16 protein-coding genes are annotated in these 15,783 nt (G+C 61.1%); 11 read left to right on the forward strand and 5 right to left on the reverse strand.

Annotated elements, in window-relative coordinates; all coding sequences use genetic code 11:
• Nucleotides 1–14: 14 nt before the first annotated feature.
• Nucleotides 15–1,823, reverse strand: coding sequence for a gamma-glutamyltransferase family protein (locus ACZ5VE_RS06515; protein WP_464457198.1), 1,809 nt, complete (start codon nt 1,821–1,823; stop codon nt 15–17).
• A 147-nt stretch (nt 1,824–1,970) separates the two neighbouring features.
• Entirely contained in the window at nt 1,971–2,729 is a 759-nt protein-coding gene (locus tag ACZ5VE_RS06520) for a 3-hydroxyacyl-CoA dehydrogenase (RefSeq protein WP_464457199.1), read from the reverse strand.
• Between the two features lie 205 nt (nt 2,730–2,934).
• Here ACZ5VE_RS06520 and cfa point away from each other — a divergent pair, with 205 nt between their 5' ends.
• On the forward strand, nt 2,935–4,110 hold the full coding sequence (gene cfa, locus ACZ5VE_RS06525) for a cyclopropane fatty acyl phospholipid synthase (RefSeq protein WP_464457200.1): 1,176 nt from the start codon (nt 2,935–2,937) through the stop codon (nt 4,108–4,110).
• Between the two features lie 10 nt (nt 4,111–4,120).
• Here the strand turns inward: cfa and ACZ5VE_RS06530 are convergent, their stop codons facing one another.
• A complete protein-coding gene (locus ACZ5VE_RS06530) occupies nt 4,121–4,249 on the reverse strand; it encodes a DUF3149 domain-containing protein (RefSeq protein ID WP_199220321.1) in 129 nt (42 codons plus the stop codon).
• A gap of 141 nt (nt 4,250–4,390) precedes the next feature.
• On the opposite strand from ACZ5VE_RS06530, the gene ACZ5VE_RS06535 reads away from it, so the two are divergent.
• The 3 genes from ACZ5VE_RS06535 (at nt 4,391) to ahpF (ending at nt 7,280) form a co-directional block, all read left to right on the forward strand.
• On the forward strand, nt 4,391–4,789 hold the full coding sequence (locus tag ACZ5VE_RS06535) for a DUF423 domain-containing protein (protein WP_464457201.1): 399 nt from the start codon (nt 4,391–4,393) through the stop codon (nt 4,787–4,789).
• Nucleotides 4,790–4,940: 151 nt separating this feature from the next.
• A complete protein-coding gene (gene ahpC / locus ACZ5VE_RS06540; RefSeq protein ID WP_464457202.1) occupies nt 4,941–5,504 on the forward strand; it encodes an alkyl hydroperoxide reductase subunit C in 564 nt (187 codons plus the stop codon).
• A 225-nt stretch (nt 5,505–5,729) separates the two neighbouring features.
• Nucleotides 5,730–7,280, forward strand: a complete 1,551-nt coding sequence (ahpF, locus tag ACZ5VE_RS06545) for an alkyl hydroperoxide reductase subunit F (RefSeq protein ID WP_464457203.1) — start codon at nt 5,730–5,732, stop codon at nt 7,278–7,280.
• 79 nt (nt 7,281–7,359) lie between these two features.
• On the opposite strand, the gene ACZ5VE_RS06550 is transcribed toward ahpF, so the two are convergent.
• Nucleotides 7,360–8,403, reverse strand: coding sequence for an extracellular solute-binding protein (locus ACZ5VE_RS06550; protein WP_464457204.1), 1,044 nt, complete (start codon nt 8,401–8,403; stop codon nt 7,360–7,362).
• Between the two features lie 88 nt (nt 8,404–8,491).
• Here ACZ5VE_RS06550 and ACZ5VE_RS06555 point away from each other — a divergent pair, with 88 nt between their 5' ends.
• The gene (locus ACZ5VE_RS06555; RefSeq protein ID WP_464457452.1) at nt 8,492–9,415 is read left to right on the forward strand and encodes a patatin-like phospholipase family protein; all 924 of its coding nucleotides are present in this window, start codon (nt 8,492–8,494) and stop codon (nt 9,413–9,415) included.
• 164 nt (nt 9,416–9,579) lie between these two features.
• On the opposite strand, the gene ACZ5VE_RS06560 is transcribed toward ACZ5VE_RS06555, so the two are convergent.
• Nucleotides 9,580–10,113, reverse strand: a complete 534-nt coding sequence (locus tag ACZ5VE_RS06560) for a phasin family protein (protein WP_464457205.1) — start codon at nt 10,111–10,113, stop codon at nt 9,580–9,582.
• 195 nt (nt 10,114–10,308) lie between these two features.
• Here ACZ5VE_RS06560 and ACZ5VE_RS06565 point away from each other — a divergent pair, with 195 nt between their 5' ends.
• Genes ACZ5VE_RS06565 through ACZ5VE_RS06590 form a run of 6 tightly spaced genes read left to right on the forward strand, consistent with a single transcriptional unit; the run spans nt 10,309 to nt 15,781 of the window.
• Complete coding sequence (locus tag ACZ5VE_RS06565; RefSeq protein ID WP_464457206.1) at nt 10,309–11,238, forward strand: histone deacetylase family protein; 930 nt, start codon at nt 10,309–10,311, stop codon at nt 11,236–11,238.
• Nucleotides 11,235–11,687, forward strand: coding sequence for an acyl-CoA thioesterase (locus ACZ5VE_RS06570; protein WP_464457207.1), 453 nt, complete (start codon nt 11,235–11,237; stop codon nt 11,685–11,687). The genes ACZ5VE_RS06565 and ACZ5VE_RS06570 overlap by 4 nt, the downstream gene beginning before the upstream one ends.
• A complete protein-coding gene (locus ACZ5VE_RS06575; RefSeq protein WP_464457208.1) occupies nt 11,684–12,433 on the forward strand; it encodes a nitroreductase in 750 nt (249 codons plus the stop codon). The genes ACZ5VE_RS06570 and ACZ5VE_RS06575 overlap by 4 nt, the downstream gene beginning before the upstream one ends.
• A 30-nt stretch (nt 12,434–12,463) precedes the next feature.
• A complete protein-coding gene (locus ACZ5VE_RS06580) occupies nt 12,464–14,335 on the forward strand; it encodes an ABC transporter permease (RefSeq protein ID WP_464457209.1) in 1,872 nt (623 codons plus the stop codon).
• Nucleotides 14,332–15,159 (forward strand): ABC transporter ATP-binding protein, encoded by an 828-nt coding sequence (locus tag ACZ5VE_RS06585; protein WP_464457210.1) that lies wholly within the window; start codon nt 14,332–14,334, stop codon nt 15,157–15,159. Before ACZ5VE_RS06580 ends, ACZ5VE_RS06585 begins: the two co-directional genes overlap by 4 nt.
• Nucleotides 15,146–15,781: an ABC transporter ATP-binding protein gene (locus ACZ5VE_RS06590; protein WP_464457211.1), complete on the forward strand. Its 636-nt coding sequence runs from the start codon at nt 15,146–15,148 to the stop codon at nt 15,779–15,781. Before ACZ5VE_RS06585 ends, ACZ5VE_RS06590 begins: the two co-directional genes overlap by 14 nt.
• Nucleotides 15,782–15,783: the final 2 nt, after the last annotated feature.

Raw genomic sequence — 15,783 nt, forward strand, 5'->3', positions numbered from 1 at the left:
ACCTGTTGGCCCTTTCAGTCGCCCAGCACCACGCCTTCACGCCGAGGGTCAGCGCCACCAAACCAGCCTTGGGGTGTGCGCTCAATCGCCTGCAGACCGCTGGTCATTTCCATTTCGCGCACCTCATGTCCGTGGGCCTTCAGGGCGTCTACGGTGCTGGCTGGAAAGCGTTTTTCTTCGAGCAGGGTGGGGCCGTTGAGCGAGCCAAAGTTGGGCAGGCTGACCGCTTGCTGGGCGTTCAGGCCCCAGTGCAGCGTGCCCACCAGCAACTTGGCGGTGTAGTGAATGATGAGCGCGCCGCCAGGGCTGCCGCCGCTCATGACCAATTGGCCCGAGGCCTTGTCAAAGACCAGCGTGGGCGACATGGACGAACGAGGCCGTTTGCCGGGTTCGACCCGGTTGGCAATCGGGCGGCCTTGCGCATCGGCAGGCGCAAAGCTGAAGTCGGTCAGTTCGTTGTTGAGCAAAAAGCCCCCTGGGCGTGAGGCATCGGTGGTGACCATGCGGCGTGAGCCAAAGGCGGCTTCGATGGTGGTGGTCATGGCCACGGCACGGCCTTGCGCATCGACCACGCTGATGTGGCTGGTGCCGTATTCGATTTGTGGGGGCATGGGCGCCCACGACGTTTTGACGCCTGCGGGCTGACCGGGTGTGGCGACTTTCATGGACTGAGCGCCTATCAATTGGCTGCGTTCGCGCAAATAGTCTGGGGCCAGCAGGCTGCGCCAATCGCCAGCGGGGGCACTCACGAAGTCCGGGTCCGCCAGGTATTGCGCCCTGTCGGCAAAGGCCAGGCGCGATGCCTCGGTGTAGCGGTGCAACCAGTCGGGGGAGGGTAGGCCGCCAGCGAACTCGGCACCTTGCGGCGAGGTGCGGGCCAACAAGCCCAGGATTTGCCCGATGGCGATCTGGCCCGATGAGGGCGGCGGGAATCCGCAGATGCGGTAAGCCCGTGACTGGGCCGTGTGGTCAAAGCACAAGGCTTCATGCACCCGGGGCTGATAACCGCCCAGGTCTTGCAGACTCAAGGTTCCGGGGCGCGGCGCGGTTTGTGTGCGTTTCACAATGGCCTGTGCCACAGGCCCTTCGTGCAGGGCGCGGCTGCCTTCTTTGGCGATGCGGCGCAGCACATGGGCGTATTCGGGGTTGCGCAGCACATGGCCGATGGGCCAGGCCTGGCCTTGCGCGTTGTAGAAAAAGCGCAGCGCCAGTGGGTCTTTTTTCAGGTGAAGATCGGCTTGCAGCAAGGTGTGCAGACGCGGGCTGACCTTGAAGCCTTGCTCGGCCAGCAAGATGGCCGGCTCGATCAACTGGGCCCAAGGCAAGGCACCGTGCTGTCGGTGTGCGGCTTCGAGCATGCGCAGCGCGCCGGGCACGCCCACCGAGTGCCCGCTGAGCACGGCTTCGTCAAATGGCAGTGGCTTGCCGTTGTCACCCATAAACATGTCGCCCTTGGCACCCGCTGGGGCGGTTTCTCGGCCATCGTGCGCCGTGACCTTCTGGCCATCAAAGTGCAGCAAAAAAGCCCCGCCGCCAATGCCGCTGGACTGCGGCTCCACCAAGCCCAGCACCAGCTGCACGGCAATGGCCGCATCCAGCGCCGAACCGCCTGCACGCAGAATCTGGTGTCCTGCATCGGTGGCCAGCGGGTTGGCTGCGGCCACGGCTTGCTTTGAATACGCCCAACCGGGTTTGTCGGTGCTGCCACTGGCGGCTTCGGGCTGCTCGGGCACGCTGTAACGCCAAGCGTTGGCCGGAGGCTGGGTGGTGCAGGCACTCAAAAGCGCCAATGTGATCAGACTCAGGGGCAAGGTGTATTTCATGGGTCCTCCAGAAGCGACGATGCTAGCGGTAATGCGGCGAAACACCAAGGTCTGTGGTCTGCTTGGCGACGTGTGGCGCACAAGAAAACAGGCCCCTCGGGGCCTGTTGCGTGCAGATGTCACTGTCGGCGCAGAACGCTTTTCAGCTCACTTTGGTGCCAGACGAATGGCGCCATCGAGGCGAATCACTTCACCGTTGAGCATGTCGTTTTCGATGATGTGTTTGGCCAGCTTGGCGTAGTCCTGCGGGGTGCCCAGACGGCTGGGGAAGGGCACGCCTGCAGCCAGCGCGTCCTGCACTTCTTGGGGCATGCCAAACAGCATGGGTGTGCCGAAAATGCCGGGGGCGATGGTCATGTTGCGGATACCGTTTCGCGCCAAGTCACGGGCAATGGGCAAGGTCATGCCGACCACGCCGCCTTTGGACGCGGCGTAAGCGGCTTGACCGATCTGGCCGTCATACGCTGCCACGCTGGCGGTGCTGATCAGCACGCCGCGCTCGCCTGTGGCTTCGGGTTCGTTTTTGCACATGGCTTCAGACGCCAAGCGGATCATGTTGAAGGTGCCCACCAGGTTCACCATGATGGTCTTGGTGTACACGGCCAGGCTGTGCGCACCGTTCTTGCCCACGGTTTTTTCGGCCGGGGCGATGCCCGCACAGTTGATCAGGCCCATGAGTTTGCCCATCGACACGGCCTGGGCGACCACGGCTTGGCCGTCGGCTTCGTTGCTGACGTCACATTTGACAAATGCGCCGCCCAGCTCTTTGGCGACAGCTTCGCCTTTTTCGGCCTGCATGTCGGCAATGACGACTTTGGCCCCGTTGGCCGCCAGCATGCGTGCTGTGCCTTCGCCCAGACCCGATGCGCCGCCTGTGACGATGAAAACCTTGCCTTGAATGTCCATGTTGTTCTCCAGAATTTGATTGACGTTACGTCAACGTCAATTATGCACATGGGGCACTTGAATGACCAGCCGCAGCGGACCCGATCTACGTGTTTTAAGGTAAGTCCACTACTTTGAAGCTTGGATGTTCAAGCGCGCGAGCGCTGTCTAGCATGGACTTCATCCCGGGCGAGTGGGCTTGGAGATTTCCGTTCAGGAGACATGCATGACTTCAGTGAGCACTTGGAATCAACAGGATCAAAGCCTGTTGCAGAAGGATGACAACTGGCGCAGGGCAACGCAGTTGTTGGCCTTGGCCGACATCCGCGTCGGTGGCGGCAGACCTTGGGACATGCGGGTTCACCATCCCGACACGTTTGACCGCATCTTGACGCGGGGCAGTCTGGGCTTGGGCGAGAGTTACGTTGACGGCTGGTGGGATTGCGATCAGGTGGACGAATTCATCACCCGCATTTTGCGTGCGCGTCTTGACGAACAGGTTGGCCGTGCGGGTTGGCTGTGGGCGTCACTCAAAGCAAGGCTCACCAACTTGCAGTCGCAACACCGGGCGTGGCAGGTGGGCGAGATGCATTACGACCTGGGCAACGATTTGTACGAGGCCATGTTGGACCCGTCCATGGCCTACAGCTGCGCTTATTGGCCACAGGCGCAGACACTGGCGCAGGCGCAAGAAGCCAAGCTCGACTTGATTTGTCAAAAACTGCAACTCAAGCCTGGCATGACCCTGTTGGACATTGGTTGCGGTTGGGGCAGCTTGATGCTGTTTGCGGCACAGCATTACGGGGTGCACTGTGTGGGGCTGACCATTTCCAAAGAGCAAGCCAAGTTGGGCGCAGAAAAAGCCCGAAATCTGCCGGTGCGTTTTGAGCTGGCCGATTACCGGCAGTTCAACCCCGACAGTGAGCAGCGCTTTGACCGCATTGCTTCAGTGGGCATGTTTGAGCACGTGGGCCACAAAAACTACCGAGCCTACTTCGACATGGCGCGGCGCAGCTTGCGTGACGATGGCTTGTTTTTGCTGCACACCATTGGCAAAAACAGGGCAGGGGCCGGCATCGACCCCTGGATCGAAAAATACATCTTCCCGAATGGGGTGCTGCCTTCGGCATCGGAGATCGCCTACTACAGCGAAGACGCGTTCGTCATGGAGGATTGGCACAACTTTGGCGAAGACTATGACAAAACCCTGATGGCTTGGCATGCCCGCTTCGAGGCCGCCTGGCCCGCGCTGAGAGACCGCTATGGCGAACGGTTTTACCGCATGTGGTGCTATTACTTGCAGTGCTGCGCGGGCACATTCCGGGCCCGGGACAACCAGCTGTGGCAAGTGGTGTTGTCGCCCAGCGGCCATGCCGGGGGTTACCGCAGGCCGCTGATGTGACGCTAGGCACTCATTCGTTGTTGTTCATCTTGTGCACGAACATGCGCAAGAAAAACGCGGCCATCAACAGCGTGAACACGATCACGCCCAAACTCATGAGGCCATAGTCGGTAGAAAACAGGTCGATCAGCATTTTCATGGGTTTTCTTTGTTGGTTTTGACAAATTTCACTGTGCGCCAGAGAGACCCTGCACCCCATGATGAAGATCAAGCGATTGACACAAACCCGTGTTTCAATTCAGTTTGTTCTTTCTTCACAGACCTTTGGGTCAAGCCAAACATGCCTTCACAGCCACAGGGCACATTGCCAATTTCTGCCAAGCTTTTCCTGACTTTGGGCGCTTTGAGCGCCTGCTCCAGCGTTGTGTTCAGCGCCGCCTTTGCGCATTTGCCGGTGTTTGCTGGAGGCATACCGGCCATGGTGCAGACGGCACTGACGCAGCAACAATTCCATTCCTTGGGCTTGGTGCTGGTGGGTTTGGCTGTGGCGTGGCTGGGCGCTTCGCGCTGGTTGGTGGCGGCAGGTGCGCTCATGCTGGCAGGCCTGGTGTTGTTCAGCTTCAACCTGTATGCGCGCAACGTGCTCGGGTTTGACGCCTTCAGGGCCGGTGTTCCGTGGGGCGGTGGGGCCTGGATTCTGGCTTGGCTGTTGGCCGCTGTCGGGTTTGCCCGCCGTTAATGCCCTTTGGTCAGGGGGATGAGGCCAGGCACGGCTTTTCCTATCGACACGATAGAAACAACTGATCAGCGACAAGCCTGATCCAGATTATGATTTAGACCAATGAGTTTTCTCATTCGATAGTTTTTTTAAACCAACCCAAGGAAACACCATGTCCCTGATCAACACACAAGTTCAGCCTTTCAAAGCCAACGCTTTCCACAACGGCAAGTTCATCGAAGTGAGCGAAGCCAGCCTCAAAGGCAAGTGGAACGTGTTCATCTTCATGCCAGCCGCTTTCACTTTCAACTGCCCCACCGAAATCGAAGACGCTGCTGACAACTATGCTGCGTTCCAAAAGGCCGGCGCTGAGGTGTACATCATCACCACCGACACGCATTTCTCGCACAAAGTCTGGCACGAGACATCGCCAGCCGTGGGCAAGGCCAAGTTCCCATTGGTCGGTGACCCCACACACGCCCTGACACGCGCTTTTGGCGTGCACATCGAAGAAGAAGGCCTGGCACTGCGCGGCACCTTCATCATCAACCCCGAGCTGACGATCAAGACTGTGGAAATCCACTCCAACGAAATCGCCCGTGACGTGTCCGAAACCCTGCGCAAGCTGACTGCAGCCCAGTACACCGCCGCCAACCCTGGCCAAGTGTGCCCCGCCAAGTGGAAAGAAGGCGCCAAGACTTTGGCTCCTTCCATCGACCTGGTCGGCAAGATCTGATCCTGCCAGCAGCCTCTTTGTAGGAGCCAGCCCTGCTGGCGATTGATCCCTGATCGCTTGCAGGGCAAGCTCCGACAAGACCCCTGCTTTGCAGGGCGTTGAGCGCAGCGCAAACCGGCCACAAGCCGCGCGTGCGCTGCCCTCAACGATTCCCCCAAACCTTTTGAAACCGGCCCCGCCACAAGCGAGGGTCTGGTCTTTTGCACCCTGAAACTGGAGAACACCATGCTCGACGACACCCTCAAAGCCCAATTGCAACAGTACTTGGCCTTGCTGCGCCAGCCCATCCGCCTGATCGCCTCACTCGACGACAGCGAAACCGGCACCGACATGAAGAGCCTGCTGGAAACCATTGTCAGCCTGTCCGACAAGGTCACGCTCGACACCTCGGGCAACGACGCCCGCAAGCCCTCTTTTGTGGTGGTGCGTGACGGCGAAACCCAGGGCGTGCGCTTTGCAGGTTTGCCGCTGGGCCACGAGTTCACCTCGCTGGTGCTGGCGCTTCTGTGGACCGGCGGTCACCCGCCCAAGGTCGAGTCGGAAGTGATCGACAGCATCAAGGCCCTGGATGGTGACTTCAGCTTCGAGGTCTACATGTCCATGACCTGCCACAACTGCCCGGACGTGGTGCAGGCGCTGTCGCTCATGGCCATCTTCAACCCCAAGGTCAAGACCGTGGTGATCGAAGGCGGTGCCTTCCAGAAGGAAGTCGAAGAGCGTCAGATCATGGCCGTGCCCATGGTGTTCCTGAACGGTCAGGTGTTCGGCTCGGGCCGCATGAGCGTGGAAGAAATCGTGGCCAAGCTCGACACGGGTGCGGCCACCCGCGAAGCGGCCAAGCTGGACGCCAAAGACCCGTATGAGGTGTTGATCGTGGGCGGTGGCCCTGCCGGTGCGGCAGCCGCTGTGTACGCGGCCCGCAAGGGCATCCGCGTGGGCGTGGCTGCTGAGCGCTTTGGCGGTCAGACCAACGACACCATGGCGATTGAGAACTACATCTCGGTGCTGGAAACCGACGGCCCCAAGTTCGCCGCCGCGCTCGAAGCCCAGGTGCGCCACTATGGCGTGGACATCATGAACCTGCAGCGTGCGGACAAGCTGACCCCCGCTGGGGCCGATGGTTTGGTGCACATCCAGATGGAAAACGGCGCGACGCTCAAGGCCAAAACCGTGATCCTGTCAACCGGTGCCCGCTGGCGCAATGTGAATGTACCCGGCGAAGCCGAGTACAAAAACAAGGGTGTGGCCTATTGCCCGCACTGCGACGGCCCGCTGTTCAAGGGCAAGCGCACGGCGGTGATTGGCGGCGGCAATTCAGGCATTGAGGCCGCGATTGACCTGGCCGGCATCGTCGAGCACGTCACCGTGATCGAATTTGCCGAACAGCTCAAGGCCGATGCGGTGCTGGTGAAAAAGCTGCACAGCCTGCCCAACGTGACGGTGCACACCAACGCCCAGACCACCGAGATCACTGGCGACGGCAGCAAGGTCAACGGCATCCGCTACAAGGACCGCGCCACCGGCACTGAGCACCATGTGGAACTGGCGGGTGTGTTCGTGCAAATCGGCTTGGTGCCCAACACCGAGTTCTTGAAGGGCGCGGTTGAGCTGAGCAAATTTGGCGAGATCGTGGTGGACGCCAAGGGCCACACCAATGTGCCCGGCGTGTTTGCCGCAGGTGACTGCACCACAGTGCCTTACAAGCAGATCGTGATCGCCGCAGGCGAAGGCGCCAAGGCCGCACTCAGCGCCTTTGACCACCTGATCCGCTCCTGATTTTCAGCTTGCACAAAGAAAAACCGGACTGCAAGCAGTCCGGTTTTTTGTTTTCAGAGCGTCAAGACGGGCTGGCTTTTTACTTGAACCCCACCCGGTCCAGCATTTGCTGCACCTTGATCTGGTTCATGCCCACGGCGCTGATCGGGATCAGCTCGCTCTTGAAACTGCCGCCGGTCATGGCTTTGAGGGCCGGGTTGTCAAAGCTCACACCTTTGGCCACGGGCCACTCGTTGTTGCCGTTGGCAAAGTGATTTTGGGCCGAAGGGCTGGCCAGGTATTCCAAAAACAGGATGGCGTTGTCGGTGTTTTTGGCATGACGCGCAACAGCGCCACCGGCCACGTTGACGTGTGTGCCCCAGCTGCTTTGGTTGGGGAATACCACACCGACTTTCTCTGCCACGGCCTTTTCTGCAGCCACACTGGAACGCAACATGCGGGCCAAATAATAGGTGTTGGTCACGGCCACACCGCATTCGCCCGAGGCCACGCCTTTGATTTGGTCGCTGTCACCCCCCTTGGGGCTGCGGGCCATGTTGTCCACCAGGCCTTTGAGCCAGGCCTCCGTTTTTTGCGGGCCCAGGTGTTCGGTCATGGCGCCAAACAGGCTCAGGTTGTAAGGGTGTGAGCCGGACCGGATGCACAGTTGGCCTTTGAACTTGGGATCGGCCAGTTTTTCATAGCTGTCAAAGTCGGCTTTGCTGTATTTGAGCTTGTCAAACACCACCACGCGTGCCCGAGTCGACAGGCCGAACCAAGGTGTGCCGCCGTTGTCAGCGAGTTTGGCGCGCAGGTTGGCGGGGACGGCCGCTTCGAGTTTGGCGGATTTGACCGGCAGAAACAGGCCATCCACTTCAGCGCGCCAAAGACGTGCTGCGTCCACCAGCAAAATCACATCGGCAGGGGAGGCCGAACCCTCTGCCTTCAGACGGGCGAGAATACCGGCATCGTCGGCATCGACCCGGTTGATCTTGATGCCGGTGGCTTTGGTGAAGTCGCTGTAAAGCGCTTCATCGGTGGGGTAGTGCCGGGCCGAATAGATGTTCAGCACTTTGTCTTGTGCCATGCCCGATGTCGCGGCCATAAGGCAGGCGATGCTCAAGAAAGATTTGGAAAGTGTCATGGTCTTTGCAGGGTTGGGTTGTCGATGGATGCAGTTTAGTCCAAATGAGAATGGTTATCAATAAGATTTGAAGGAAAAGATGAAATCAATGAAACAAAGTGGGCAAAGCCGCAGATGGCTGGCGTTTGGCGCAATGCTCGTGGCCATGGTTCTGGCCGGTTGCGGCAGTCTGCCCTCCGGTCCAACGGCAGAGCAAGGCAAGCAAGCCGCCACGCCCGAACGCCGGGAACTCCGTTTGGGCCTGGCGCTTGGCGGCGGTGCGGCACGCGGTTTTGCCCATTTGGGCGTGATCCAGGTGCTGGAAGAAGCCGGATTGCGGCCCAGTCACGTCGTGGGTACATCCGCAGGCAGTTTGGTCGCGGCTTTGTACGCCAGTGGCAAAAGCACGGCCGAACTGGCCCGTTTGGCCGAAACCATGCAAGAAGCCGACATCACCGACTGGATGCTGCCCATCCTGAACCGTGGCGCTTTGCGAGGCGAGGCGCTGGCCCGCTACGTGAACACCCAGGTGGGTGGCCGCAATTTGGAGCAAATGAAGATTCCGCTGGGCATCGTGGCCACGGACCTGCACAGCGGCGAATCCATCACATTCCGGCGTGGCAATACGGGTGCCGCCGTGCGCGCATCCAGCGCGGTGCCTGCCGTGTTTCAGCCCGTGCGCATCGGCGAGCGTGAATACGTGGACGGTGGTCTGGTGGCACCCGTGCCGGTGCGCCAAGCGCGCGACATGGGGGCCAATTTTGTGATCGCGGTTGATATTTCGAGCGACCCCGAAGGCAACCCCTCTGGCGACACCTTCCAGATCCTGATGCAGACTTTCGCCATCATGGGCAAAAGCATCAACACCTTGGCCTTGAAAGACGCCGATTTTGTGGTCCGACCCGCTTTGTCAGGCGTCAAAAGCGCTGACTTTGGTGCCCGCATGCGTTCGATAGAAGCAGGTCGCGTGGCCATGCGGGCCATGCTGCCCGCACTCAAAGCACGATTGGCAGACTTCGAATCGGGCCGCTGAACAAGCCAAGCCTTCAGCTTGGTTCTGAGCATAAAAAAAGGGCTGGTCTTGCGACCAGCCCTTGAAGGGATCCCTGTTTCCCAGACGAAATTCAAAGAGATCCGAGGAGACAACTTGCAAAGAGAGCAGTCGACGGCTGAGGCCGCCCGACTGGCCTCAAATAATCACTTCTTTTTGGCAGCTTTAGGTGCAGCAGACTGGGTCACCGAAGCCAAGTTGGACTCGGCCAGATCGGTGGCTTGCTTGACGGCTTTTTGCACGGATTCGAAAGCGCTGTTGGCAGCAGTCACGGCACCCTTCATCATGGCCACGGCTTGCTCGGAACCTGCTGGGGCGTTTTGAGCGGCGCTGTCCACCAAATTGGCGAACTGCTTTTGAGCAGCAGCAGCTTGGGCTTCAAAAGCCTTGGTGAACTCGCCACCGGTGCCGGAAGCGATGTCGTACAGGTGACGGCTGTAAGCCGCGGTCTTTTCAGCCAAAGGCTGGAACAGGTTGGCTTGCATGGCCAGCAGGTCTTGTGCGTCTTTCACGCTCAACACGGCTTGGGTGCTGTTGGAGGACTCGTCCAGTGCGGCTTTGGCGGCGCTCAGGTTCAGTTCAACCAGTTTTTCCACGCCTTCGAAGGCTTTGGCGGTCAAACCAAACAGGGTTTCAACGTTGGCTTTGTGCGAGGCGACGATTTGTTCAGCGGTCATCATGAGGATCTCCAGATCAAAAAATTAAGAGGGGTTTCAAAAAGACTGCGCCGAAACTGGCCTGGGCCGTACAACATTGTTGCAGTGCAGCATGGTTTGAATTTTAGGGTTTCCATGGGGTATTGCAAGGGGATTGGCCATCTTCGGGCTCAGTTTAGAGAGGGTTTTCTAGAATCGGGGTCTTCTCTTCGCCGCTCCATGCACGCCTATTACGCCGACCACTTTGTTTTGCCCCTGCCCGAAGGCCACCGCTTTCCCATGCGCAAGTACAGCCGCCTGCGAGACCGGCTGACCGCCGAGCTGCCCGGTGTGTTGATGCGCGAGGCACCCGCCGCCAGCGATGGCGAGTTGGCACTGGTGCACACGCCAGCCTACATACAAGGTGTCTCGAACGGGGGGCTGGATGCGGCCTTGCAGCGCGAGATCGGTTTCCCCTGGAGCCCGGCCATGGCCGAGCGGGCCCGCCGTTCGGTGGGTGCCACGGTGGCTGCAGCCCGCGATGCGTTGGCCCAGGGTGTGGCGGGCAACCTGGCAGGGGGCACGCACCATGCCTACGCCCACAAGGGCGGCGGATTTTGTGTGTTCAATGACATTGCCGTCACCGCCCGGCTGATGCAGGCCGAAGCCTGGCGGCACCACCGTCAAAAAATGAATGTGGCCGTCATCGACCTCGATGTGCACCAGGGCAATGGCACGGCGCACATCTTTGCCAACGACCCCAGCGTGTTCACCCTGTCGCTGCATGGCGAGAAGAACTTTCCGTTTCGCAAGGAAGCCAGTGACCTGGATGTGGGCCTGCCCGATGGCTGCACCGACGAGCCTTATCTGGCCGCTTTGCACCTGGCGCTGCAAAGCCTGCAAGACCGGTTTGACCCACATTTGGTGATTTACCTGGCGGGCGCTGACCCGCACGAAGGCGACCGGCTGGGGCGACTCAAGCTCACGGCCAATGGCATGCAGGCGCGTGACCGGGCGGTTATGGACTGGGCCTGGCAAAGAAAACGGCCTGTGGTGATGTGCATGGGCGGAGGTTATGGTCACGACATCGAGACCACGGTGCAGGTGCAAATGCAGACTTGGGACGTGGCTTTGGGCTACTGGCAACGCTGGCACAATCAACAGCCATGAATTCGCCCGCAACCCCTACTGCCAAACCCCAAGCCGACGCCCGCAGCAGCTACAAGGCGTTTCGCGCCATTGGCACCCGCTGGATGGACAACGACGTGTACGGCCATGTGAACAACGTGGTTTATTACAGCTGGTTCGACACCGCCGTGAACGCTACGCTCATCGAGAAGGGCGTGCTGGATATTCATTCCGGCTCGACCATCGGTCTGGTGGTGGAAACCCAGTGCTTTTACTTTGCGCCGCTGGCGTTCCCGCAAACCATCGACGCAGGCATTCGCGTGGCCAAGCTGGGGACGTCGAGTGTGCGTTACGAGGTGGGCTTGTTCGCCCAAGGCGAAGATCTGACCGCCGCCCGAGGCCATTTTGTGCATGTGTACGTTGACCGCGAAACCCGCCGCCCCGTGCCCCTGCCTGCAGCACTCAAAACATTTTTGGAGACCTTGACATGAGCATTTCCCCTACTGACACCTTGGGCGGACCCCAAGTCAGCACCCGCGTGAACGATTCTGCGAGCGTGGATGCCGCCATCTTGAGCCGGTTTTCGGCCCGCGCTTATTTGCCCAAAGCTGTAGACCGCAGCGTGTTGCAAGAGGTGCTGGACATCGCGGCACGCGCCCCCAGCGGCACCAACACCCAGCCCTGGAAGGTCTATGTGCTGCAAGGCGCCAAGCGCGACGAACTGGTGGCCAAGACCTGCGCCGCGCACGATGCCATCAGCGCCAACCCGGCCTTGGCTGCTGAATATGCCGAGTCGTACGACTATTACCCCGAAAAATGGGTCAGCCCCTACATCGACCGTCGCCGTGAATGCGGTTTTGGCCTTTACGGCGTGCTGGGCATCGGCAAAGGTGACAAAGACCGCATGCACGAGCAGCACCAAAAGAACTTCCGCTTCTTTGATGCACCTGTTGGCCTGATCTTCACCATTGACAAAGTCATGGGTCGGGGCAGCCTGCTCGACTACGGCATGTTCTTGCAAACGGTCATGGTGGCTGCCCGTTCACGCGGTCTGCACACCTGCCCGCAAGCGGCGTGGAACGGCTTTTCCAAAATCATCCTGCCCCACGTGGGCGCGGGTGAGAACGAGATGGTGGTTTGCGGCATGGCGCTGGGCTATGCCGACGAATCGGCGCTGGTCAACACCTTCCAGACCACCCGCGTGCAGGCGCAAGACTTCACCCATTGGGTGGAGTGACCTCGCGGATCTGAGAAGAAAGGAACAGGTTTGGGTTTCGACGGCTTGGCGTTTCAACTGCTCAACGGTCTGAGCCACGCCACCACCTTGTTCCTGATGGCTTCCGGGCTGACGCTGATCTTTGGCGTGACCCGGATCGTCAACTTCGCACATGGCAGCTTCTTCATGCTGGGCGCTTTGTGGGCGGCGCATGCCGTGACCCATTGGTGGCCCGCGTGGGACGAGTCGGCTTGGGGTTATGCGGCGGCCATCTTGATCGGCGCGTGTCTGGCTGCGCTTTTGGGCGCCATCACCGAAGTGCTGCTGTTGAAGCGCATGCGCCATGCGCCGCAGCTGTACCAACTGGTCGCCACCTTTGGCCTGACCCTGGCGCTGCACGACGCCATGCGTTGGTATTTCGGGCCTGAAGAAGTCTTTGCCCCGCGCTTTCCGGGCTTGAAGGGCGCCATTGAGTTGGGTGAGTCGTATTTCCCAACCTGGCAATTGTTTACCCTGGTGCTGGGCCCGCTGGTCTGGCTGGGCTTGCACCTGCTCCTCACGCGCACGCTGTGGGGCCAGCGCGTCAAGGCCGCGACACAAGACCGCGACATGCTCGATGCGCTGGGTGTGAACCCCGCGCCCCTCATGCTGGGCGTGGTCATGCTGGGCTGCGGTCTGGCCGGATTGGCTGGGGCCCTGCAGTTGCCACGCGAACCCGCCAACTTGCAGATGGACGTGAATGTGGTGGTTGAGACCTTTGTGGTGGTGGTCACGGGGGGCTTGGGCAGCATTGGCGGGGCCTTTGTGGCGGCATTGCTGATCGGCGTGATCCATGCGCTGGGCCTGAGCTTTTTTCCGCAAGCCACGCTGGTGCTGGTGTTTTTGACCATGGCCGTGGTGCTGGTCTGGCGGCCGCAAGGTCTGGCCGGGTCAGCCGCGCATGAAGATCAACGCGAAAGCGTGCCGGTGTTCTCGCTTTGGCCTGTCGGCCAAGCAGGCCGGGCTGTTTTTGTAGCCACTTTTGTGGGGTTGTCACTGTGGGCTTGGGGGCAGGGCGACTATGGTCGCAGCTTGGCCGAAGACGTGATGGTGATGATGCTGTTTGGCCTCAGCCTGCAGTGGATGATGGCGCTGGGCGGTTTGGTCAGCTTTGGCCACGCGGCATTTTTTGCGCTGGGCGCTTACGGCGCGGCCCTCGCGCACCTGAATGGCGGCGCGGATTTGGGCGTGGCGTTGGCGGCGGGCATGGCGCTGGCGCTGGCTGTGGCTTTGGTGTTTGGGGCTTTGGTGGTGCGCAGCAGCGGCGTGTACCTAGCCATGCTGTCTTTGGCCTTGGCGCAAATGGTTTGGGCGGGGGCCACGCAATGGGTGGGCCTCACGGGTGGTGACAACGGCCTGATCGGTCTGCGCCTGATCGATCCCGAGCAACGGCCCCTGTGGGATGTGCTGCTGTGCGCGGGCGTGTTGCTGGCGCTGGCAGGTATGGCGCGTGTGGCGGGGTCGAGCCGTGGTGCGGCCTTGCAGGCTTTGCGCGATGCGCCGCTGCGAGCTGCGGCCAGTGGTTTACCCGTGCATGCTTTGCGCTACCAGGTGTTTGTGGGCAGCGCCACGCTGGCGGGCCTGGCCGGGGGCTTGTGGGCGGCGTTCAAGGGCGCAGTTTTCCCGTCGGTGGCTTCTGTGGCCATGTCGGTCGATGCCTTGCTGGTCATTTTGTTGGGTGGCGTGCACCAGTTGTGGGGTGCGGCCGTGGGCAGTGCGCTGTTGATCTGGGGCGGGGCTGAACTGGGGCAGGGTCTGGAATACTGGCGCGGCGTCTTGGGGCTGGTGATCATGGCCGTGATGGTGCTGGCCCCCAGTGGTGTGCTGGGCGGTGTGCAGCTTGGGCTGGCGCGTGTCCGCCCGGCAGGTGGGCACCGCGCATGACCAACCCCATGCATCCAGGCACCTCGGCTTCCGAGCCATTGGCGTTGCCTCCCGTTTTGCAGGTGCGCGGCCTGGCCAAGCATTTTGGCGGCGTACGCGCCCTGGATGGTGTCGATTTTGACGTGTCCTCCGGCCAATGCGTGGCCTTGATCGGGCCCAACGGCGCGGGCAAATCCACCTGTTTTGCCTGCCTGGCCGGGCAGCACACGCCCACCGCTGGGCAGGTGTTCTGGCAAGGCCAGAGCTTGCTGGGCCAAACACCAGCCAGAAGGCAGCAGCTTGGCGTGGCCCGCACTTTTCAGGTGGCTCAGACATTCGAGGCGCTGACCGTGCTGCAAAACATCCAGCTGGTGCTGCGCGATGCTGCGCCGCTGGCCTGGTGGGACCGCTTGAACCAACGCCAACCCGAGCGGGCGCTGGAGTTGGCCGCCCAAGCCGGCTTGCAGGCCTTGGCCCACGCCACCGTGGCCGATTTGCCTTATGGCGCCAAAAAGCGGCTGGAGCTGGCCATGGCCTTGGCGGGCCTGCCCAAGCAGGGGCCGTCTTTGCTGTTGCTGGACGAACCCGCTGCCGGGCTGGCCCTGGCCGAGCGGGCCGACATGATGGCTTTGGTGCGTCAGGTGGCGGCTCAAGGCGTCACGGTGCTCTACACCGAGCACAACATGGATGCTGTTTTTGGCGTGGCCGACCGGGTGCTGGTGCTGATGCAAGGGCGGCTGGTGGCCGATGGCACGCCCGACACGGTGGCGCAAGACCCGCAGGTGCGCGAACGCTATTTGGGGCTTGATTTCGACGTGAAAGGCTTGCGGCATGCTGGACGTTGACGGCCTGAGTGCTTTCTATGGCCACGCCCAAGCCTTGTTTGACGTGCGCCTGCACGTGAGCGATGGCGAACTGGTGGTGCTGCAAGGGCTGAACGGAGCGGGCAAATCCACGCTCTTGCAAGCCTTGATTGGCATTGGCCCGCGTGTGCAAGGTCAGATCCGGTGGGACGGCCAGTCTATCGCTTCGTGGCCAGCCCACAGCCGCGCCAAAGCGGGGCTGGGCTTTGTGCCTGAAGACCGCCGCTTGTTCACCGGCCTGTCGGTCCACGACAACCTCTGGATTGCAGCGCAGACTGCAGGGCAGGGCACCCCCGCAGCGCGTTACCAGCGTGTGCTGTCCCTGTTTCCGCAGCTGGAATCCATGCTGCAGCGCCCGTCCAGTCAGATGAGCGGCGGCGAGCAGCAAATGCTGGCCCTGGCCCGCACGCTGATGACAGGCCCCCGTTTGTTGTTGCTGGACGAGCCTTGCGAAGGCATTGCGCCGGTATTGGTGGCCGCCATGCGCGACGCCCTGCTGCAGCTGGCCCGCGAAGGCGTGGCCATGCTGGTGGCCGAGCAAAACCAGATCCTCGCTGGGCACGCGCAGCGGGTGCTGACGCTGGTGGGGGGGCGTCTGGCCTGAGC

Source organism: Limnohabitans sp. INBF003 (assembly GCF_055396645.1).

Bases quoted from the DNA above. Each gene is read 5' to 3' on its own strand.
- ACZ5VE_RS06515 (WP_464457198.1), bottom strand. From the start codon at position 1,823: ATGAAATACACCTTGCCCCTGAGTCTGATCACATTGGCGCTTTTGAGT.
- ACZ5VE_RS06520 (WP_464457199.1), bottom strand. From the start codon at position 2,729: ATGGACATTCAAGGCAAGGTTTTCATCGTCACAGGCGGCGCATCGGGT.
- cfa (WP_464457200.1), top strand. From the start codon at position 2,935: ATGACTTCAGTGAGCACTTGGAATCAACAGGATCAAAGCCTGTTGCAG.
- ACZ5VE_RS06530 (WP_199220321.1), bottom strand. From the start codon at position 4,249: ATGAAAATGCTGATCGACCTGTTTTCTACCGACTATGGCCTCATGAGT.
- ACZ5VE_RS06535 (WP_464457201.1), top strand. From the start codon at position 4,391: ATGCCTTCACAGCCACAGGGCACATTGCCAATTTCTGCCAAGCTTTTC.
- ahpC (WP_464457202.1), top strand. From the start codon at position 4,941: ATGTCCCTGATCAACACACAAGTTCAGCCTTTCAAAGCCAACGCTTTC.
- ahpF (WP_464457203.1), top strand. From the start codon at position 5,730: ATGCTCGACGACACCCTCAAAGCCCAATTGCAACAGTACTTGGCCTTG.
- ACZ5VE_RS06550 (WP_464457204.1), bottom strand. From the start codon at position 8,403: ATGACACTTTCCAAATCTTTCTTGAGCATCGCCTGCCTTATGGCCGCG.
- ACZ5VE_RS06555 (WP_464457452.1), top strand. From the start codon at position 8,492: ATGAAACAAAGTGGGCAAAGCCGCAGATGGCTGGCGTTTGGCGCAATG.
- ACZ5VE_RS06560 (WP_464457205.1), bottom strand. From the start codon at position 10,113: ATGATGACCGCTGAACAAATCGTCGCCTCGCACAAAGCCAACGTTGAA.
- ACZ5VE_RS06565 (WP_464457206.1), top strand. From the start codon at position 10,309: ATGCACGCCTATTACGCCGACCACTTTGTTTTGCCCCTGCCCGAAGGC.
- ACZ5VE_RS06570 (WP_464457207.1), top strand. From the start codon at position 11,235: ATGAATTCGCCCGCAACCCCTACTGCCAAACCCCAAGCCGACGCCCGC.
- ACZ5VE_RS06575 (WP_464457208.1), top strand. From the start codon at position 11,684: ATGAGCATTTCCCCTACTGACACCTTGGGCGGACCCCAAGTCAGCACC.
- ACZ5VE_RS06585 (WP_464457210.1), top strand. From the start codon at position 14,332: ATGACCAACCCCATGCATCCAGGCACCTCGGCTTCCGAGCCATTGGCG.
- ACZ5VE_RS06590 (WP_464457211.1), top strand. From the start codon at position 15,146: ATGCTGGACGTTGACGGCCTGAGTGCTTTCTATGGCCACGCCCAAGCC.